The sequence below is a fragment of the Streptomyces sp. NPDC059679 genome, from assembly GCF_042734105.1.
In the GTDB taxonomy this organism is placed as follows: Bacteria; Actinomycetota; Actinomycetes; order Streptomycetales; family Streptomycetaceae; genus Streptomyces.
In genome coordinates this window covers 28,259-48,006 of the sequence record NZ_JBHWES010000006.1, presented here as the reverse complement: position 1 = coordinate 48,006, position 19,748 = coordinate 28,259, and the positions used below count along the sequence as shown (strand labels likewise).

The 19,748-nt window shown below is 70.3% G+C and carries 16 protein-coding genes; 9 read left to right on the top strand and 7 right to left on the bottom strand.

Features of this window, described 5'->3' with window-relative positions:
* Positions 1-5 precede the first annotated feature (5 nt).
* The 3 genes from pgsB to ACFV2X_RS09440 are packed head-to-tail and all read left to right on the top strand — an operon-like array spanning position 6 to position 3,201.
* Complete coding sequence (gene pgsB, locus ACFV2X_RS09450; RefSeq protein ID WP_385613587.1) at positions 6-1,634, top strand: poly-gamma-glutamate synthase PgsB; 1,629 nt, start codon at positions 6-8, stop codon at positions 1,632-1,634.
* The gene (locus ACFV2X_RS09445; protein WP_358630818.1) at positions 1,631-2,113 is read left to right on the top strand and encodes a poly-gamma-glutamate biosynthesis protein PgsC/CapC; all 483 of its coding nucleotides are present in this window, start codon (positions 1,631-1,633) and stop codon (positions 2,111-2,113) included. Before pgsB ends, ACFV2X_RS09445 begins: the two co-directional genes overlap by 4 nt.
* Before the next feature lie 20 nt (positions 2,114-2,133).
* Positions 2,134-3,201: an NlpC/P60 family protein gene (locus ACFV2X_RS09440; RefSeq protein WP_385613584.1), complete on the top strand. Its 1,068-nt coding sequence runs from the start codon at positions 2,134-2,136 to the stop codon at positions 3,199-3,201.
* 12 nt (positions 3,202-3,213) lie between these two features.
* Here the strand turns inward: ACFV2X_RS09440 and ACFV2X_RS09435 are convergent, their stop codons facing one another.
* The gene (locus ACFV2X_RS09435) at positions 3,214-5,529 is read right to left on the bottom strand and encodes a hypothetical protein (protein WP_385613581.1); all 2,316 of its coding nucleotides are present in this window, start codon (positions 5,527-5,529) and stop codon (positions 3,214-3,216) included.
* Positions 5,530-5,659: 130 nt separating this feature from the next.
* On the opposite strand from ACFV2X_RS09435, the gene ACFV2X_RS09430 reads away from it, so the two are divergent.
* Positions 5,660-5,995: a YnfA family protein gene (locus ACFV2X_RS09430; protein ID WP_014178616.1), complete on the top strand. Its 336-nt coding sequence runs from the start codon at positions 5,660-5,662 to the stop codon at positions 5,993-5,995.
* A 4-nt stretch (positions 5,996-5,999) separates the two neighbouring features.
* On the opposite strand, the gene ACFV2X_RS09425 is transcribed toward ACFV2X_RS09430, so the two are convergent.
* A complete protein-coding gene (locus tag ACFV2X_RS09425) occupies positions 6,000-7,139 on the bottom strand; it encodes a hypothetical protein (protein WP_385613578.1) in 1,140 nt (379 codons plus the stop codon).
* Between the two features lie 209 nt (positions 7,140-7,348).
* Between ACFV2X_RS09425 and ACFV2X_RS09420 the strand changes: the two genes are divergently transcribed.
* A complete protein-coding gene (locus ACFV2X_RS09420; RefSeq protein WP_385613576.1) occupies positions 7,349-8,104 on the top strand; it encodes an SDR family NAD(P)-dependent oxidoreductase in 756 nt (251 codons plus the stop codon).
* A gap of 83 nt (positions 8,105-8,187) precedes the next feature.
* Here the strand turns inward: ACFV2X_RS09420 and ACFV2X_RS09415 are convergent, their stop codons facing one another.
* Entirely contained in the window at positions 8,188-8,598 is a 411-nt protein-coding gene (locus ACFV2X_RS09415; protein WP_385613574.1) for a hypothetical protein, read from the bottom strand.
* Positions 8,599-8,924: 326 nt separating this feature from the next.
* Positions 8,925-10,118 (bottom strand): RtcB family protein, encoded by a 1,194-nt coding sequence (locus tag ACFV2X_RS09410; RefSeq protein WP_385613571.1) that lies wholly within the window; start codon positions 10,116-10,118, stop codon positions 8,925-8,927.
* A gap of 182 nt (positions 10,119-10,300) precedes the next feature.
* Between ACFV2X_RS09410 and ACFV2X_RS09405 the strand changes: the two genes are divergently transcribed.
* The 3 genes from ACFV2X_RS09405 (at position 10,301) to ACFV2X_RS09395 (ending at position 13,686) form a co-directional block, all read left to right on the top strand.
* Positions 10,301-11,260, top strand: a complete 960-nt coding sequence (locus ACFV2X_RS09405; protein ID WP_385613568.1) for a DUF3558 domain-containing protein — start codon at positions 10,301-10,303, stop codon at positions 11,258-11,260.
* A gap of 123 nt (positions 11,261-11,383) precedes the next feature.
* Positions 11,384-12,112 (top strand): hypothetical protein, encoded by a 729-nt coding sequence (locus ACFV2X_RS09400; protein WP_385613566.1) that lies wholly within the window; start codon positions 11,384-11,386, stop codon positions 12,110-12,112.
* A gap of 119 nt (positions 12,113-12,231) precedes the next feature.
* Positions 12,232-13,686 carry a DUF2637 domain-containing protein gene (locus ACFV2X_RS09395; protein WP_385613563.1) on the top strand — a complete coding sequence of 485 codons (1,455 nt, stop codon included), beginning with the start codon at positions 12,232-12,234 and terminating at the stop codon, positions 13,684-13,686.
* 70 nt (positions 13,687-13,756) lie between these two features.
* Here ACFV2X_RS09395 and lysS read toward each other — a convergent pair whose 3' ends face one another.
* Entirely contained in the window at positions 13,757-15,520 is a 1,764-nt protein-coding gene (lysS, locus tag ACFV2X_RS09390; protein WP_385613560.1) for a lysine--tRNA ligase, read from the bottom strand.
* A 135-nt stretch (positions 15,521-15,655) separates the two neighbouring features.
* Here lysS and argS point away from each other — a divergent pair, with 135 nt between their 5' ends.
* The gene (gene argS, locus ACFV2X_RS09385) at positions 15,656-17,461 is read left to right on the top strand and encodes an arginine--tRNA ligase (protein WP_385613557.1); all 1,806 of its coding nucleotides are present in this window, start codon (positions 15,656-15,658) and stop codon (positions 17,459-17,461) included.
* 57 nt (positions 17,462-17,518) lie between these two features.
* Here argS and ACFV2X_RS09380 read toward each other — a convergent pair whose 3' ends face one another.
* Together ACFV2X_RS09380 and ACFV2X_RS09375 are read right to left on the bottom strand one after the other, a co-directional pair.
* Positions 17,519-18,085, bottom strand: coding sequence for a Uma2 family endonuclease (locus ACFV2X_RS09380; RefSeq protein WP_385613555.1), 567 nt, complete (start codon positions 18,083-18,085; stop codon positions 17,519-17,521).
* Between the two features lie 124 nt (positions 18,086-18,209).
* Positions 18,210-19,736 (bottom strand): alpha/beta hydrolase, encoded by a 1,527-nt coding sequence (locus tag ACFV2X_RS09375; RefSeq protein ID WP_385613552.1) that lies wholly within the window; start codon positions 19,734-19,736, stop codon positions 18,210-18,212.
* Between the last annotated feature and the right edge of the window lie 12 nt (positions 19,737-19,748).

Below are 19,748 nucleotides of genomic sequence, written 5' to 3'. Positions count from 1 at the left end.
AAACCGTGCTCTTCCTTTACACCGTGCTCATGGTGTGCAGCGCGATACTGCTGGTCGCCGGGGTCGTGGAGCAGCGGCGGCACTTCGCCAACCTGGACAACATCCCCACCCGGGTGCTGGTCAACGGCATCCGCGGCAAGTCGTCCATCACCCGGCTGTGCGCGGGCGCGCTGCGCGGCGGCGACCTGGTCACCGTGGCCAAGACCACCGGTACGGCCGCCCGGTTCATCCACCCCGACGCCACCGAGGAGCCGGTCTACCGCAAGTTCGGCATCGCCAACGTCGTCGAGCAGATCGGCATCGTGCGGCGCGCCGCCGCGTACCGCCCGGACGCGCTGGTCATCGAGTGCATGGCCGTCATGCCGGCGCTCCAGGAGATCAACCAGTCCAAGCTGATCCGCTCCACGATCGGCGTGCTGTGCAACGTCCGCGAGGACCACCTCGCCGAGATGGGCCCCACCCTGGACGATGTGGCGCGCTCGCTGTGCCGCTCGATGCCGGAGGACGGGATCTGCGTCACCGCCGAGAAGGAGCGTCTGCACATCCTCCAGGAGGAGGCCGACGCCCGGAACTGCCGTCTGATCTACGCGGACCCGGAGACGGTCTCCGATGAGGAGCTGCGCGGCTTCAGCTGGTTCACCTTCAAGGAGAACGTGGCGATCGCGCTCACCGTCGCCGAACTCCTCGGCGTGGAGCGCAAGGTGGCGCTGCAGGGCATGTACGACGCGCCGCCGGACCCCGGTGTGCTGTCGGTCGAGCGCTACCGCACCGACGAGGGCAAGCGGCTGCGCTTCGCCAACGTCTTCGCGGCCAACGACCCCGAGTCGACGCTGATGAACATCAACCAGCTGCTCGACCTCGGCGCGATCCACCGCCCGCTCAACGTGGTGATCAACTGCCGCCCCGACCGCGTCGAACGCAACGGCCAGATGGGCGAGATCATCCCCGACCTCGACCCCGAGCACGTCTTTGTGATCGGCCACCCGGCCAAGTCCGCCATCGACGCCATCCCGGCCTCGTACCGCTCGCGCGCCGTCGATCTCGGCGGCGACCGGCGCGACCCGGAGGAGTTCATGGCGCAGATGCTCGGCATGCTCGGGCCCAACTCCTCGCTGGTCGCCATCGGCAACATCCACGGCCAGGGCGAACTGCTTCTCGAGCATCTGGCCGAGCTCCCGGCCGACGACTCCCCCGACGAGCCGGGCGCCGGCGACGGCGTTGTTGTCCCCGAGGACACCCGGCCGGCCACCGCTCCCGTCGGAGCGACCACGCCGACCACGCCGACCACGCCGACCGCGCCGGCCGCGGCAGCTCTGCCCGCCCTGCCCGCCTCGTCGTCCGCCCTGCCCGCCCCGCCCGAACACGTCGACACGATGCGGCTGTACGCGCCCCGTATCGACCCCTACCAGCGGTACCCGGAGGCGTACGAGACCCGGTACGGGCAGCGGCAGCCCGCAGCGCAGGACGGTCAGGACCGCCCGCGCGGCTACTTCGAGCCCCGAGTGCCGCCCCAGCCCCTCAAGGCAGACCCACCCCTCATGGCAGACCCGCCCCCCGCAGCGGACCAGCCCGCCGCGGCAGCACAGCCCCCCGCCGAAGACCAGCAGTGGCACAGCTCAGGAGAGCCGCGTTGATCCCCTCCGTCCTCACCCCAGAGATCGCCGCGCTCGGTATCGCGCTCGGGCTCATGTTCTCGCTCGTCTGCTATCTGACGACCAACCTCTCGCCCGGCGGCATGATCACTCCGGGCTGGCTCGCGCTCACCCTCGTCGAGGACCTTCAGCGCGCCGCGATGGTCATCGGCGTCACCGTCCTCACCTATGTGTGCGTCCTGCTGCTGCAGCGCTTCGTGATCCTTTACGGCAAGCGGCTGTTCGCGGCGGTCGTGCTCACCGGCGTACTGCTCCAGGCCACCGTGATGATCGCGCTGACCATCGAGTTCCCGCTGATGTACAGCAACCAGACGCTCGGATTCATCGTCCCCGGCCTGATCGCCTACCAGCTGGTGCGCCAGCCCAAGGGGCCCACGCTGCTGGCCACCGGCTCGGTGACGCTCATGGCGTATGTCGTCCTCACCGCCGGGATCCTGCTCGGCGTCATGCCGTCCTCCTGACCCCACCCCCGGAGCCGACCATGTCTGCCAAGAAGACCTCGAAGAAACGCGGCGCGCTGCACGCCGTGACCGTGCTCGCGCTGCTCGGCGCCAGCGCCTATCTGACCGTGGAGCTGCGGAAGGAGGAGGACTCCAAAGCCCCGGCGGTGCAGAAGGTCACGGACAATCCGCAGCTGGAGAACAGCGCGGAGGACACCGGGACCCGGACCTGGGAGCGGCTGAAGAACCCGGAGCGCACCGTGCTGCGCGGCTCCAAGGGCCAGGTGCTCGCCACCTTCACCGACAGCGCCCGCACCGCCACCCTCAAGGGCCCCAGCCGCACCTTCTCCGAACCCGCCAACACCGCCTCCCGCGTGGTGACCGAGGACTGGGTGCGGCTGATGCCCGAGCCCTGGCGCAAGGGGGCGGAGAAGGAGCAGTGGTTCAAGGACTGGTTCAAGCAGAACTACGGCAGCGAAGAGGACGACATCTTCGCGATCGCCTTCCAGTACAGCCAGGGCGCGCCGCTCAAGAAGGACGACGAGGGCATTCCGTACGCGGGTGACGCCGTCTTCGGACCGTTCAAACAGGACGGTGTGGACCGCCTGGAGCAGAACGACTTCTACGACTACTTGGGCATCCCGTACACCTTCCGCGACGGCACCACGATGCAGCCGCGCAAGGAGCGCTACCGCGCGCTGGACTGCTCCGGCTTTATGCGCATGGTGTGGGGCTATCGCGCCCGCTACCCGCTGCGGGCCTCGAACATCGTCGGGGACGGGCTGCCGCGCACGGCCGACGGCATGGCCCGCTCGAACGTGGGCGCCGACATCATCAAGCTCCAGGGCCCCTCGCCCTGGTACCAGCGCCCGGCCAACATCGATGTGCTGCAACCCGGCGACCTGCTCTTCTTCAAGATGGACCACCGCACGGGCAACCACATGGACCATGTCGCGCTGTACCTCGGCGTGGACACCGACGGCCACCGGGTGTTCATCTCCAGCCGCAAGGAGGTCAACGGACCCACCATGGGCGACAAGGGCGGCGCCTCGCGCATCGACGGCAACGGCTTTTACGCCCAGCTGTTCCGCAGCGCGAAGCGGCTCTAGACGCCTATGGGTTCAAGCGCCGGGGGCGGGTTCGGACGGCTGCGGGGAGGGCCCCTCCTCGGTGGGATCAGTGGGACCAGTGGGGCCGGTCGGGCCGGTGGGACCGACGGTGGCGGTGGAGCCGCTGAGCGGCAGGGTCATCGCCACATGGCCCCAGTCGTCCAGCATGGTGACCTTCGCGCTGTACGTGGTGCCCGGCTCGGCCGAGGCGGGAGGGCTGAACACGACCTCGAAGACGCAGGGGCCGGAGGCAGACCTCGGAGGGCCCGGTTTCTGGGTGGCGGGGCATGAGGTCGCGCGGACGCGCCAGGCGGTGGGGTCGCTGACGGCGAGGGTCTTCGCGTCGTCGCACTCCCAGTAGCTGTCCCAGGTCACGCTCTTGCTGTCCTGCTCCCCCGCCGCCACCGGTCCGAAGGAACCGACAGCCAGCGGAACGGGCGGGCACTGGCCGGAGCCATAGGTGGGCTGCCCGGTGGTGGGCCCGGCGGTGGTGGTGACGGGGGCGGTGGTGGCCGTCGGGACGGTGGTCGTCGCGGTCGGCAGGCCGGTGGTCGGGATGGCGCTCGACGTGGGTGCGCCGGTCGGGGCCAGGGTGGGCGTCGGATCGAAGGACGTGATGGGGACGGTGGGGTCGGCGCGGGGGCTTTCGCCGCCCGCGCTCGCGAACGCCACGAAGACGCCACCCGCCACCAGCAGGGCCGCCGCCGTCCCAATGGCGACCGGATTCGCCGCGAACGAGCTCAAGCCCGACTTCCCGGCCGCCGCCGAGCCATGGCCCACGGCATGGCTCACCGCCTGGCTCGCGGCGTGGCCCGAGGCGGGGCCGCCCAGATGTCCGGCCGCCGCGCCGGCGCCGAAGGACAGCCCGGCCGCGACCCCGGCCGCCAGCCCGAGCGCCCGTCTGCGCGCCTCTTCCTCATGGGTGAAGTACGCCAGATCGGCGGCGGCCCCCAGCGCGCGGGCCGCGCCCGCGCCAAGCCCCAGAACCTGCCGCCAGGAGCCCCAGCGCAGCGAACGGGCCAGGGCGGGAGCCGTGAAACGGGCGAGGTCGCGAACGGCTCCATGACCGCCCGCGAGCGCGGCCGCCTCCAGGACGCGGCGGACCACCGCGGACTCGGCGGCCAGCTCATGACGGGTGGCCCCGCGCGCCCAGCCCACCAACGCGGCGGCCAGCACGGCCGGATCCTGCGCGGGCCCGGTGCGCTCGGCGACCAACTGGGCGAGCCGCCCCGTGGCCCGGAAGCCGCCGCCCTCCGAGGAAGCCAGACGCAGCGCCTCCAACTCCGCGGCGGCGGCCCGGTCCACTCCGGCCGCGCCGGTGGCCCCGGCAGGGTGGGCTGGTCCGGCAGCTCCGGCAGCTCCGGCAGCGGCTCCGGCGGGGCCGGCCGGTCCGGCCGCGATCACGGACAGCAGCGCCGGGGACAGCGGAAGGGGCTCGACGGCGCACAGAATGCGCAGCAGCTTGCCCGCCCCATCGCTGAGCCCACCCGCCACCCCGACCGCAAGCGCCCTTTCGTCCACCGCGAGCCCGGCGGAACCGGCGGCTCCCGCAGACTCCATACGCCCCGCCCCCGCGGAGCGCAGGGCCGCGGCGGCCTGCAGCAGGCTCAGGGGGTGGCCGCGTACGGTGGCGATCAGATGGGCCGCCGCCGCTTGCTCATCGCCCCGCAGCGGGCGGCCCAGCTCCTCAGTGAGCAGCGCGAGCGCGGGCTCCTCCAGCAGCCCGTCCAGGCGCAGGGCCCGCCCCTCTTGCCCCTCCTGCCACTCCTGGCGCTCGGCGGTGACCACCAGGACATCGCATCCGGGCGTGGCCGCCACCAGCTCCGTCAGATCCTCGGCCGAGCCTTGGAAGTCGTCGACCGCGACCAAGGCGTGGACCGAGGCCATCAACTGCTGTGTCACCGCCGGTGCGGGCTTGTAGTCGGGTGCCTCGTAACACGCCTGGAAGAGCTCCTGGACGAGGTCGTCGACCGGCACCCCGGCCGCCGGGAGATACACCACGTCCTGGCCGCGGGCCGCGGCGTCGGCCGCGAACCGGCGCAGCAGCAGGGACTTGCCGATGCCGGGCGGACCGTAGATCTGCACCGGGTGGCCCTGCGACAGCCACCGCCGCAGCGCCGCCAGCTCCCCCTCGCGGCCCAGCAGCTCGGGCATGCGGTACGGCAGGGCGCGCCCCGCGGGACGGGCTCGGCGGCGGGCAAAGGGCGGCGGCTCGCTCCGTACGGTCACCGAGGAGCCGCGCTCGGCATTGATCACGACATTGCGATCACCGACGACGACCTGTCCCTCGACATCGCCGTGTACGTGGACCCCGCTCCCACCGGCCATCGGGCTGCCCCTCCCCCTAGCGCCAACCCAATTCGAGTTGTAGCAGGAGAATTAGCCTGTTAGCCAGCGATATTTCTGATTGATCGATAATGACCGATCTAGCACCGGTCACCCCCCGTACCCTTCCCCTATGCTCATCGCACGCTCCATTGCCTTGTTCTGCCTGGCCGCCCTCTTCGAAATCGGAGGTGCCTGGCTGGTCTGGCAAGGGGTGCGCGAGCACAGGGGATGGGCGTGGGTCGGCGCCGGAATCATCGCGCTGGGCGCCTACGGGTTCGTGGCCACGCTCCAGCCGGACGCGGAGTTCGGCCGCATCCTCGCGGCGTACGGGGGCGTCTTCGTCGCCGGTTCGCTCGCCTGGGGCATGGTCGCCGACGGCTACCGGCCCGACCGATTCGATGTGGCCGGAGCGCTGATCTGCCTGGTCGGCGTAGCTGTGATCATGTATTCGCCGCGAGGCCGGTGACGACTTAGTCAGCGTCTCGGGTCACGCTCAGGACGCAGCCGGTGTCCGGGTCGATCAGGACCTCCCAGACCTCGTGGTCGCGCTTGACGTCGACGTCCCAGACCTGCTTCTTGGACTCCTCGTGCCGCGACTCCTTGTGCTCACGGTCCTTGTTGTGGTCCTTGCCCTTCTCGTCCTCGTCCTCGTCCTTGTTGTGGTCCCGGCCCTTGTGCTCCCGGTCCTTGTCCTTGTTGTTGTCGCCGGTCCGCTGCTGCGGGCCCTTGTGGTGGTTGTCCTTGCGCTTGGACTCCTCGCCCTTCTTGGACTCCTCGCCCTTGTGCGCGTCGTCCTCGTCGCACTCGTCTTCCAGCTCGGCGCTGACGGCCTCGCCACCGACCTCGCACTCGGCGATCTCAACGGCCTCGTCGAGCGTCACGGGGCCACTGCGCTCCTGCTCGTCCTTGTTCTCCTCCTCCTTGTTCTCCTCCTCCTTGCTCTCTTCCTCGTGGCGGGCCTGCTTCTTCCCCCACTTCTTCTCCCACTTCTTCTCCTGCTGCTTCTCCTCCTGCTTCTCCTCCTCCTGCTGCTTCTCCTCCTCCTGCTTCTCCTCCTGACGCTTCTGGTCCTCGTGGCGGGGCTCCGTGGCGGCCTCGGACTCGGTCACGCCGTACGGCTGCGCCATACCGGCGGTGTACTTGGCGATGGCGGCGTACGCCTTCTCGGCGCCGGGGGCCGAGCGGTAGTCGTTGCCCTGGGAGCTCTCGTCGCCCTCGGCGGCGTACTGCTCGTCCATGGCCTGGTCGGCGGAGGGCCGCGCGAGGCTCCGCTCCTGGCCGCCGCCGTACTTCCCGCCGTTCTCGTGCTCACGGCCGTTGTCGTGCTCGCCGTTCTCTTCCTTGTTCTCGTGCTCGCTCTTCTTCTCGTGCTTGTGCTCGCGCTTGTTCTCGTGATCACGGCCGTTGTCGTGGTTCTTCTGCTGTTCCTCTTGGCCCTGCTCGCAGTTGCTGCTCATCCCGGAGTGGGGGCTGGGGGTCGCGCCGGCCGCCCAGGCAGCCGTCGGCGAACCGGCCACGAGTGCCGCGGCGGCGATGGCGCCAGCCGATACGACACCCCAACGTCGGAGGGCACGACGGTGCAGCTGGGTAAATCTCTTGTGCTGGGTCATGGGCTGTATTCACTCCTTGGCACAGGGGATGCTCCGGCCCGGCGGCGCGCCGGACGCAGTGCACCCTTCCCCGGGCCTCAGGCGCCGTAGCGGATTCCGATCTTCAGTCCCCCGATTGGCGGCCAATCTGTACGTCATATCCTGCGTATGGATTACAAACACAACGCACCTATGCGGACCCCGCCCAACACGTCGCCTCAGGAGGGCCGATGACCACCCGTACCGCAGTCGTCACCGGTGCGAGCAGCGGGATCGGGGCCGCGACCGCCCGCCGCCTCGCCGCCGCCGGATTCCGTGTCGTCCTCGCCGCCCGCCGCAAGGAGCGCGTCGAAGCTCTCGCCGCCGAGCTGACCGAGGCCGGGCACGAGGCCGAGGCGTACCCGCTGGACGTCACCGACCGCGCCGCCGTGGACGCCTTCGCGGCCGCCCTGGACCGCTGTGACGTACTCGTCAACAACGCGGGCGGGGCCCTCGGCACCGAACCCGTCGCGACCGCCGACCCGGCCGACTGGCGGGCGATGTACGAGGTCAATGTGGTGGGCGTGCTCAATGTCACACAGGCCCTGCTGCCCACGCTGATCGCCTCCGGCGACGGCACCGTCGTCGTGCTGTCCTCCACGGCGGGCCATATCGCCTACGAGGGCGGCGGCGGTTACGTGGCCGCCAAGCACGGCACCCACGCCATCGCCGCCACTCTCCGCCTCGAACTGTGCGGCGACCCGGTGCGGGTGATCGAGATCGCCCCGGGCATGGTCCGCACGGACGAGTTCGCGCTGAACCGCTACCGCGGCGACGAGGACAAGGCCGCCGCGGTCTACGAGGGTGTGGCCGAGCCCCTGACCGCCGACGACGTCGCCGACACCGTCGAGTGGGCGGTCACCCGCCCCTCGCACGTCAACATCGACCTGATGGTCATCCGCCCCCGCGCCCAGGCGGCCCAGCACAAGGTGCACCGGGAGCGCTGACCCGCCCCCTCACGCGCACGACGACGGCCCGCCCCGGTAAAGCGCCGGGGCGGGCTGTCGTCGATGACGGTGCGGTGCGCGGGTCAGGCGGCTTCGCCGGTGCGGATGCTTATCCAGCCGGTCCAGCCGGTGCAGTCACGGTTGATTCCACTGCTGCGGGCACAGACGCGGAATTTGATCCGGCCGGTCTCCGTCATGTCGTAGTCGCAGGTGACTGTCCAGCCCGTGCCGAGCGCGTTGTCGCACTCGCCCTCGCGGCCGTAGTCGGTGTACCAGTCGACCACGGTGCGCTGGCCGTCGCTGTAGAGGTCGGTGGCCTGGATGTCGTCGCCGTTGCCGATGAAGCACCCTTTGCCCGTCCAGACGTCGAGGGTCGGGTGCAGGTTGCTGACGCAGGTCTTGCCGTCTGCGGCGGAGGCGGGGGCGGCGGAAAAGCCACCCACAATCAGAGCGGCGGCACCGACCGCGGTAGCGGCACGGGAAATGAATCTCACCTGTTCTCCTCTGCGAACCAGGGGAATCGATTGCGGAGATGCTAGCGGCCTCGGACGACCGTGAAAACCGTCTGCGATCAAGCTTTTTGTACCGTGAAGTAGCTCCGCTCCGGTAACCTCAGAAGAACCTCAAGAAATTCGCGAACAGAAAGCAGCCTGCTATTTTCCGCTGCGTGTCGGCGATCAATCCCGTGCCATTGATGGCGAATTGGACGCGCTTTCTTTCGAATTTCCAGGGTGCGGACTAGGCGATGGCCCCCGCGCGGGCAGCGCGATGGCCCCGGCCTTGATCGGCCGGGGCCATCGATCACGTGCGATCCCGCACCTCAACCCTTCACGCACACCAGCTGCTTGAGCTTCGCCACCACCTCGACGAGGTCCCGCTGCTGGTCGATCACCTTCTCGATCGGCTTGTACGCGCTCGGGATCTCGTCCACGACCCCGGCGTCCTTACGGCACTCAACGCCCCGCGTCTGCTCCTCCAAGTCCCGCGTGGAGAAGCGCTTCTTCGCGGCGTTACGGCTCATCTTCCGACCCGCGCCGTGCGAGGCCGAGTTGAACGACGCCGCGTTCCCCAGGCCCTTGACGATGTACGAACCGGTGCCCATCGAGCCGGGGATGATCCCGTAGTCCCCGCTGCCCGCCCGGATCGCGCCCTTACGGGTCACCAGCAGGTCCATGCCCTCATAGCGCTCCTCGGCCACGTAGTTGTGGTGGCAGGAGATGACGGGCTCGAACGTCGGCCTGGCCTTCTTGAACTCCTTGCGGACGACGTCCTGGAAGAGCGCCATCATGACCGCGCGGTTGTACTTCGCGTACTCCTGCGCCCAGAACAGATCGTGTCGGTACGCCGCCATCTGCGGGGTGTCCGCGATGAAGACCGCCAAGTCGTGGTCGACCAGGCCCTGGTTGTGCGGCAGTTTCCTGGCCTCGCCGATGTGGTAGTCGGCCAGCTCCTTGCCGATGTTCCGGGAGCCGGAGTGCAGCATCAGCCAGACCGAGCCCGACTCGTCGAGGCAGAACTCGATGAAGTGGTTACCGGAGCCGAGCGAACCCATCTGCTTCACGGCCCGCTCCTGACGGAACCTGACCGCCTCGGCGACCTCTCCGAACCGCCCCCAGAAGTCGTCCCACCCCGGCGCCGAGAATCCGTACAGCTGCCCCGGGTCGACCGGGTCCTCGTGCATTCCGCGCCCCACCGGGATCGCCCGCTCGATCCGCGACCGCAGCCGCGAGAGGTCCCCGGGCAGGTCCTCGGCCGTCAGCGAGGTCCGGACCGCCGACATCCCGCAGCCGATGTCCACACCCACCGCCGCCGGGCATACGGCGCCCTGCATCGCGATCACGGAGCCGACGGTGGCGCCCTTTCCGTAGTGCACATCCGGCATCACGGCCAGGCCCTTGATCCACGGCAGCGTCGCGACGTTTCGCAGCTGCTGCATGGCCACGCCCTCGACCGTCGCGGGATCGGTCCACATACGGATCGGAACCCGCGCCCCGGGCAGCTCGACATACGACATGTTTTACTCGTTCCCCCATAGAAGACTGAAAACGCAAAAGCCGGACCAGGGCCCCCAATATCGGCGGGCGACCGGCAGACGCGGTGGCGCGTGCGATAGACATTGTCTGCAGGCCCCGCCCACGGGCGGCAAGCAGTTTTCGCTCCGTGTTCGCTCGGAGAGATCTTGAAAGGACGGGGAGAGTGCAGCCAGCGCAGCAGCGAAGGGCGTACGTAGCGGGTGCCGCACGGGCCGCCGCCGTGGTCACCACGGTGCTCGCCGCCATCGGCCTGAGCGGCTGCACCAGCACCGCCTCACACGCGGGCCTCGACGACGCCAAGCCAGGCGACTCCGGGGCGCCGGTCGCCGCCGCGCCCGGCAAGTACCGCACCCTCCCCGAGGCGTGCGGCGCGATCGACTCCAAGACGCTGCGCAATCTGCTGCCCGGCGCCGAGGAGGACGACCCGGTCTACGACGGCCAGGCCACCGTCACCTATGACACCAACCGGCGTGTCGGCTGCCGCTGGAAGCTGGAGACGAGCAGCGGCACCCGCTATCTCACGCTCGACTTCGAGCGCGTCGTCTCGTACGACCCGACGGTCAGCGACGACGACCAGGCGAAGGAGCGGTACGAGAAGAAGGCCGCCGCCGCGCACGTCCCGGGCGCCTCGGAGACCCCCAGCGCACCCTCCGGCTCCTCCGGCTCGGAATCCGGCTCCGGCTCGCCCGGCAAGGACACCCCGAAGGGGTCCGCGTCGGCCTCCTCCGACTCCGGGACGGACGATTCCGGGAAAGACGGCTCCGGCAAGGACGGTTCCAAGACCGAGGGCACCAAAGTCGAGGGCACAACGCCCCACGCCTCCGGAAGCGACGAGCCGGGGACCCGCGGCACGGACGCCTCCGGCGACACCGACGCCTCGGAGACCGCCGCACCACGCCGCCTGGACGATCTCGCCGACGACGCCTTCCTCGACGACCAGCTCATCACCAGTGACTCCGGTATCCACCGAGATGTCACCGTCGTCTTCAGGTCCTCAAATGTGATTGCCACCATTGAGTACGACCAGTGGTCGACCAACAAAAAGAACATTCCCAGCAGCGAAGAACTGCAGGTCAACGCCGAAGATCTGGCCCAGGAGCTGACCGGGCGGCTCAACGAATAGACCGGTGTAGGGGGCCTCGCGCAAGACGCCCGAATTGGGCTGTGCGCGCATCGGCCGCGTACCGTGCCGTGTCATGACGCGGGCGGGACGGCCGCCCATCGACCGAGAACGAGCGAAGGACCCATGCACCGAACAGCCCCTCGACTCGCCCGTATATTCGTCAGCGCAGCCGTACCGGTGGTGCTCGTCGCCGGCTGCTCCTCCGGCTCCGACAAGGACTCGAAGGACTCGGCCAGCCCGTCGAAATCGGCCACGCCCAGCCCGACGCCGACCGTCGCGGCCGCAAAGTACAGCAAGCTCCCGACGGTCTGCCCGACCCTGTCCGGCAAGACGATCGACGAGTTGGTCCCCAAGGCCGAGAGCAAGAAGGGCAAGGAACTCCCCTCCGCCGACGCCAACCAGTCGGCCAGTTGCCTGTGGACCGGCCTCAACGGGTTCAAGTACCGGCAGCTCACCGTCTCCCTCAAACTTTTCAGATCCGAGGTGTCGCTGGGATCCGGCGACAAACGGGCCCAGGCCTACGCCGGCGACCAGGCCCAGAAGGCCGCCACGTCAGACGGCGCCAAGAACGCCAAGACCGGGCAGGTGTCCGGCATCGGCGACGCGGCCACCACCGTCAGCACGGAGTCGAAGAAGGACGGCGACGAGTTCCGGAACCAGACCGTCGTGGTCCGCACCGCGAACGTCGTCCTGACCCTCGAGTACAACGGCGCCGGCTACGAGGACGAGAAGACCCCGGACCCCAAGGCGCTGCTCAAGGACGCCGAGACCGGGGCCAAGGAGGTCGTCGCCGCCATCGAGAAGGACGCCGAAAAGAGCGGCGCGAGCAGCGCGAGCAGCAGCGCCGCGTAGCCACCACCCGCCGCCGGCCGAGCCGTTGCGACCCCCTTCCCGTCCACCGCCCTTGACGTGTATGCGACGCTGGGCGCGCCGAATGCCGTAGGACGGGGGAGGGGTCGCGGGTGGCCGCGATGCAGTTGACACGTACGCACCGCATATTGATCGGGGTGGTCGTCACCGGAGCGGTGGTGATCGCCGCGATCGGTTTCGCGGGCTCCTACGCCGCCGTGCGCGATCTCGCCCACGACAAGGGATTCGGCGCCTTCGCCAACGTCCTGCCCATCGGGATCGACGCGGGAATCGTCGTCCTGCTCGCGCTCGATCTGCTGCTGACCTGGCTGCGGATCCCCTTCCCGCTGCTGCGCCAGACGGCCTGGCTGCTGACCGCGGCCACCATCGCCTTCAACGGCGCGGCCGCCTGGCCCGACCCGCTCGGCGTCGGTATGCACGCCGTCATCCCGATCCTGTTCGTGGTCTCCGTCGAGGCCGCCCGGCACGCGATCGGGCGGATCGCCGACATCACCGCCGACCGGCACATGGAGTCGGTCCGCGTCGCCCGCTGGCTGCTGGCACCCGTGCCGACCTTCCGGCTGTGGCGCCGGATGAAGCTGTGGGAGCTGCGCTCCTACGACCAGGTCATCAAGCTCGAACAGGACCGCCTCGTCTACCGCGCCCGGCTGCGGGCCCGCTACGGCCGCGCCTGGCGCCGCAAGGCCCCCGTCGAGTCGCTGATGCCGCTGCGCCTGGCGCGCTACGGGGTGCCGCTGGCGGAGACCGCCCCGGCGGGGCTGGCCGCGGCGGGGCTGGACCCGGCCGAGCTGACGCCCGCACCGCTGCCCGCCGCGCTGCCCTACGGGGGCAGGAACGCGGGCATTCCCGGTGCCGCGGGAGCGGTCGGTGCCGCGGGGGCGCCAGGGGCCGCGGGAGCGAACGGGGCCGCGGCCCAGGAGCGTGAGCTGCCCATGGCCTTCCCGCTGCCGGTGTACCAGCAGCAGGGGTACCAGCAGCCCGCCACGCCCGAGCACGACGGACGGGCGGCGACCGGCTTCGAGCAGCAGGCCGCGGGCCACCCGGCGGCCGGGCAGCCGCAGACACCGGACGAGGTGCAGCAGGCCAAGCAGGCCCACGAGGCACAGCAGGCCCAGCAGCAGGCCCAGCTCGACACCCAGGCCCAGCAGCAGGCGCAGCAGTCCGCGGCGCAGGCCGACGAGGCGCAGGCCGCCGGGCCGCAGGTGACCGCCCCGGTCGGCGCGGGGGGCCGGGTCCGGCCGCTGGGCGGGCAGGGCACCAGCAGCCAGGTCCCGTACGTGCCGGCGCAGCGGGGACTGGAGTCCTACGGCGAGCCCGAGCCGTCCGAGGCAGCCGTCCCGCCCATGGACCTGCCGGACGACATGCCACGCGACGAGGTGTACTACGGGGCCTTCCGCCAGCACCTCGCCAACAACGCCATGTTCCCCTCCCCGTACCAGTTCGGCCGTCTGCTGCGGGAGGGATACGGCATCCCCGACCTCAGCGACGGCGATGTGCGCAGGCACCTGGCGGAGTGCACGGAGCGCTACAGGCTGGAGACCGAGTCCATCCCGTAACGCGCACCCGTTACAGCACACGGGCGGGCCGGACTCACCACGAGTCCGGCCCGCCCGCTGTACGAGAACGTCAGGCCGCGAGCAGTTTGCGCACCCGGTCGGCGCCCACCGCGAGCAGCAGCGTCGGCAGCCGGGGGCCGGTGTCCCGGCCGACCAGCAGTTGGTAGAGCAGCGCGAAGAACGTGCGCTGCGCGACCTTCAGCTCCGGCGTCGGCTTGGCGTCCGCCGCGAGCCCGGCCTGGAGCTTGGGCACCCCGTACACCAGCGTGGTCAGCCCGTCCAGCGACCAGTGGGTGTCGAGCCCGTCCAGCAGCAGCCGCAGCGACTCGCGCTCGGTCTCGCCGAGCGAGGCCAGCAGCTCGGTGTCCGGCTCGTCCCGCACCCGGGTGCGCTGCTCGGCCGGAACCTGGGTGTTGATCCAGCGCTCGGCCCTGTCGAGCCGCGGCCGGGTCTCGTCCAGGGACTTCACGGGGTTGTCCGGGTCGAGCTCGCTGAGGATGCGCAGCGTCTGCTCGTCATGGCCGGTGGTGATGTCGACCACCGACGCGAGCATCCGGTACGGCAGCGGGCGCGGAGTGCGCGGCAGCTCGCCGGAGGCGGTGCGGGTGGCACGGCTGTACGCGGCCGCGTCCGCCGGCTGGGCCGCCCCCTCGGTGATCTTGCGCTCCAGGGCGTCCCACTCGTCGTAGGTCCGCTGGATCTCCTGGTCGAAGGCGATCTTGAAGGACTGGTTCGGCCGGCGGCGCGCGTACAGCCAGCGCAGCAGCGGCGCCTCCATGATCTCCAGCGCGTCGGCCGGGGTCGGCACGCCGCCCTTGGAGGAGGACATCTTGGCCATGCCGCTGATGCCGACGAAGGCGTACATCGGGCCGATGGGCTGCTCGCCGCCGAAGACCTCGCGCACGATCTGCCCGCCGACGACGAACGAGGAGCCGGGCGAGGAGTGGTCGACGCCCGAGGGCTCGAAGACCACACCCTCATAGGCCCAGCGCATCGGCCAGTCGACCTTCCAGACCAGCTTGCCCCGGTCGTGCTCGCGCAGGCGCACGGTCTCGCCGTGGCCGCAGGCGCAGGTGTACGCCAGCTCCGTCGTCTCGTCGTCGTACGAGGTGACGGTGGTCAGATCGCGCTCGCACACCGAGCAGTACGGCTTGTACGGGTAGTAGCCCGCGCCGCCCGCGCTGCCGTCGTCCTCACTGGCCGCGCCGGAGCCCTCGGCGGCCTCCAGCTCGGCCTCGTCGACCGGCTTCTGCTGCTGCTTGGCGGGCTTCTTCGCCCCGCCGGTCGCCTTGTCCTTGTCCTTGGTGCGGTAGCGGTCGAGCACGGCGTCGATCTGCCCGCGGTGGCGCATCGCGTGCAGGATCTGCTCGCGGTACGCACCCGAGGTGTACTGCTCCGTCTGGCTGATGCCGTGGAACTCGATGCCCAGCTCCCGCAGCGCCTCGATCATCGGCGCCTTGAAGTGCTCGGCCCAGCTCGCATACGGGGATCCGGGCGGGGCCGGGACGGAGGTCAGCGGCTTGCCGATGTGCTCGGCCCAGGAGGGGTCGACCCCGGCCGGGACCTTGCGATACCGGTCGTAGTCGTCCCAGGACAGGATGTGCACGCATTCATAGCCGCGCCGCCTGATCTCGTCGGCGACCAGGTGCGGGGTCATGACCTCGCGCAGATTGCCGAGGTGGATCGGGCCGGACGGGCTGAGACCCGAGGCGCAGACGATCGGTTTGCCCGGGGCGCGACGCTCCGCCTCGGCAATGACCTCGTCGGCGAATCGGGAGACCCAGTCGGTCTCGGTGCTCTGAGCCACGGTCGGCACTTCCTTCCTTGCGGTCATGGCGAAACCATTGTCCCAGACGGAACGAGGACCCCGGAGGTTTTCCACAGGGCGCCGAAGCACCGGACAAAAGCGTTGGACACGCCGTGAAATACTGAGGTGGACCCAACCATCTACCGGAATGGCATTCCACTCATGGCCTCGGTCCCATCCCTCGCCGCCACGGTCCACCAGCGTCTCGCGGACGCCCTCTCGGCTGCCCTGCCGGAGGCCGGCGCCGCCGATCCGCTGCTGCGACGTAGCGACCGGGCCGACTTCCAGGCCAACGGGATGCTGGCGCTCGCGAAGAAGCTCAAGGGCAACCCGCGCGAGCTGGCCGCCAAGGTCGTGGAGAGCCTTCCGGCCGGCGAGCTGATCGCGGACATCGAGGTCTCCGGGCCCGGTTTCCTCAACATCACGGTGTCGGACGAGGCGATCGTCAAGACCCTCGCCGCCCGCGCCGCCGACGCCCGGCTCGGCGTGCCGTACGCCGAGAGCCCCGGCACGACCGTGGTCGACTACGCCCAGCCCAACGTGGCCAAGGAGATGCACGTCGGCCATCTGCGCTCGGCGGTGATCGGCGACGCGGTCGTGCGGATCCTGGAGTTCGCGGGCGAGACGGTGGTCAGGCGCCACCACATCGGCGACTGGGGCACCCAGTTCGGCATGCTCATCCAGTACCTGCTGGAGCACCCGCACGAACTGGACCACAAGGCCGCCACGGGCGACCAGGGCGCCGGGGACGACAAGGACCTGGCAGCCTCCGGCGAGGAGGCCATGTCCAACCTGAACCGCCTCTACAAGGCCGCGCGGGCGCTCTTCGACTCCGACGAGGAGTTCAAGGAGCGGTCCCGGCGCCGGGTGGTGGACCTTCAGGCCGGGGACGCGGAAACCATCGCCCTGTGGCGCAAGTTCGTCGACGAGTCGAAGATCTACTTCTACTCGGTCTTCGACAAGCTCGACATGGACATCCGCGACCCCGACGTCGTCGGCGAGTCCGGCTACAACGACATGCTGGCCGAGACCTGCCGGCTGCTGGAGGAGTCCGGCGTCGCGGTGCGCTCCGAGGGCGCGCTGTGCGTCTTCTTCGACGACGTCAAGGGCCCGGACGGCAATCCGGTGCCGCTGATCGTGCAGAAGTCCGACGGCGGCTTCGGCTACGCGGCCACCGACCTGTCCGCGATCCGGGACCGGGTCCAGAATCTCCAGGCCGACTCCCTGGTCTACGTGGTGGACGCCCGGCAGTCGCTCCACTTCAAGATGGTCTTCGAAACCGCCCGCCGGATCGGCTGGCTGAACGAGAAGACCCACGCCTACCAGCTCGCCTTCGGCACCGTCCTCGGCAAGGACGGCAAGCCGTTCAAGACCCGTGAGGGCGAGACGGTGCGGCTGGTGGACCTGCTGGACGAGGCCATCGAGCGGGCGACGGCCGTCGTCCGCGAGAAGAGCGAGAACCTGGGCCTGAGCGAGGAGGAGATCGCCGAGCGCGGCGCCCAGGTCGGCATCGGCGCGGTCAAGTACGCGGACCTGTCCACGTCGGCCGCCCGCGACTACAAGTTCGACCTGGACCAGATGGTCTCGCTCAACGGCGACACCTCGGTCTACCTCCAGTACGCGTACGCCCGGATCCAGTCGATCCTGCGCCGCGCCGGCGAGGGCCAGAAGCCGGTCGCTCACCCCGAGCTTCCCCTGGCCCCCGCCGAGCGGGCGCTGGGCCTGCACCTGGACCAGTTCGCGGAGGTCCTGCGGGAGGTCGCGGCGGGCTACGAACCGCACAAGCTGGCCGCGTATCTGTACCAGCTGGCCTCGTTCTACACGACCTTCTACGACAAGTGCCCGGTCCTGAAGGCCGAGGGCGGCCCGGCCCAGGTCGAGAACCGCCTCTTCCTGTGCGACCTGACCGCCCGCACCCTCCACCAGGGCATGGACCTGCTCGGCATCCGCACCCCCGAGCGCCTCTGAGCGCTCCCGCGCGCCCCATGACGGCGGCGCCGACCCGGTAGTGGTCCGGCGCTGCCGTCAGGCGTACTGGGTGAAGCCGCTGGTGGAGATCTTCACGCCGAGCGCCGGGATTTCGACGTCCTCGCCGTACAGCCCGTGGAGGACGCCCTGATACGCCCCGTCGCGGGGAACGGTGTATAGGATCCATGTCCCATTTCGGGGGTCGACCAGCAGATACGCGGGAATGCGAGCGTCGGCGTACCAGCCGACCATCTCGCTCGTGTCCTTGGAGCTGTTGCCCTTGGAGACGACCTCACAGACGAGCTCGACATCGCCCGGGTCGAGCAGCCATTCGTCGGACTCGCCGAAACCCGCGTCGCAGACGAGCAGGTCGGGGGTGGCGTAGTCGTCCCGGTCGTCCGGCATGGACACGGAGGCGGCCTGGTACGGACGCAGATGGTCCGGCAGCGCCGGGCGCAGATGGTCGTAAAGCTCGTTGATGATCCCGGCGTGCTTGCCGCGCGGGGTCGGGGACATCATGAGAACTCCTCGGATGATCTCGGCGCGCAGGCCGGTCGCTTCTTCAGCTGCTTCGGCGGCCTTGCGAAGTCGGCTCATGCCAAGCTCCGGGATGGTGAGGGTCATGGTGTCCAACCTTCCGATGCGAAAAGTCTAGCCACAGGGCCACCGCTGTACGGTGACCCTGGCAGCACGCTCGGCGCCCCGTCAGGCACCCCGTCGGCCATCACCGCATCGGGTGATGACGCCGCTACCGGCTCCCCTCCGCCCCGCAGAACGTGTCGCGTTCCGGCCGCTGTCCGCCGACCAGGAAGTCGGTCACATAGCGGTCGGAGCAGGCGTTCCCGTTGGTCACGTACGCCCCGTGCCCCGTCTCGTCCGCCGTGACCATCCGGGCCCGCTTCCCGAAGGCCCGGCGCAGCTTCAGTGCGCCGCTGTAGGGCGTCGCCGGGTCGCGCCGGTTCTGGACCAGCAGGACGTTCGACGGGCCGTCCGAAGTGATCCGCACCGGCTTGTCGCGCGGCTCGTCGGGCCAGAAGGCGCACAGCATGACGTTCACCGGCATCCCGGCCGTCAGCGGGTGGCTCGTCCGGCTGGCGGCGACATCGCGGGCGTAGCGCGGCAGGGACTTCGGCCATGAGACGTCGTTGCACATCGTCGCGGCGCCCGAGGCCAGGGCGTTCTGCATCGCCTCGTCCGGCACCGTGGCGGGCTCGGGCAGCTCCTCGCCGTCGCGGGCGGCGCGGATCAGCTCGGCGAGGGCGGCGTAGTCGCTGCCGGGGAGGTCGGCGTAGCGGCTCGGGGCGTAAAGGGTGTTGAGCAGCTGCTGGCGCAGCACATTGCCGTTCAGCTCGGGCGGGTTGGCGCCCTCCCAGGGGATCGGACGGGCGTCCAGCCGGGCCGCGAGGTCGAGGAAGAGCCGGCGGACGCCGTCGGGGGTGGCGGCGAGCCGGTGGGCGCCGGGCCGGGAGGCGTACGCGGCGAAGGCGGGGAAGGTGTCCTCGACGCCGACGGCGTAGCTGGCCAGCCAGCCGCGCCCCACGCGCGTCGGGTCGGGGTCGTCGTTGCTGTCCAGCACCCAGCGGTCGGTGTGCTCGGGGAACATCTGCGCGTACACGGCCCCCGCGTACGTCCCGTACGACACGCCCCAGGCCGACAGCTTCTCCTCGCCGAGCGCCTGGCGGATGCGGTCGATGTCCCGGGCCTCGTTGACGGTGCTGATGGACGTGCGCAGCGGGCCGATGTTGCGGGCGCAGGCGTTGGCCAGGCGCCGTCCGGTGGTGACGTTCCCGGCGATGCTCCCGTCCGGGGCGGGCCAGGGGCGGGAGGCGGTGATGGCCAGGTCGTCGTGGCCGAGGCCGCAGCTGACCGGGGTGGACCGGCCGACGCCCCGGGGGTCGAAGCTGACGAGGTCGTACGCGTCCCGCACCGCTCGCGGCAGCTTGGCGCCCAGGGCGGACGGCCTGTCCAGGCCGGTGTCGCCCGGTCCCCCGGGGATCAGCAGCAGGGTGCCCCGGCGGGCACCCGGTTTGGCGCTGGCGACGCGGGAGACGGCGAGCGAGATCTCGTCCCCGCCCGGGTCCCGGTAGTCCAGCGGCACCTTGAGCGTCGCGCACTCCTGCCTCGGGTCAAGGCCGGTCCCCTCGCAGGCGCCCCAGCTCAGCGGCGCGGCGGATCGTGGGGCGGCCGCGTCGGCGGCGGCCGTGGAGGCGAGCAGGGAGGCGGTGGTGGCGGCGGCGAGTGCTAAGGAGGCAGCCTTGGCGTTCGTGATTCTCATGGCCTTGAGCCT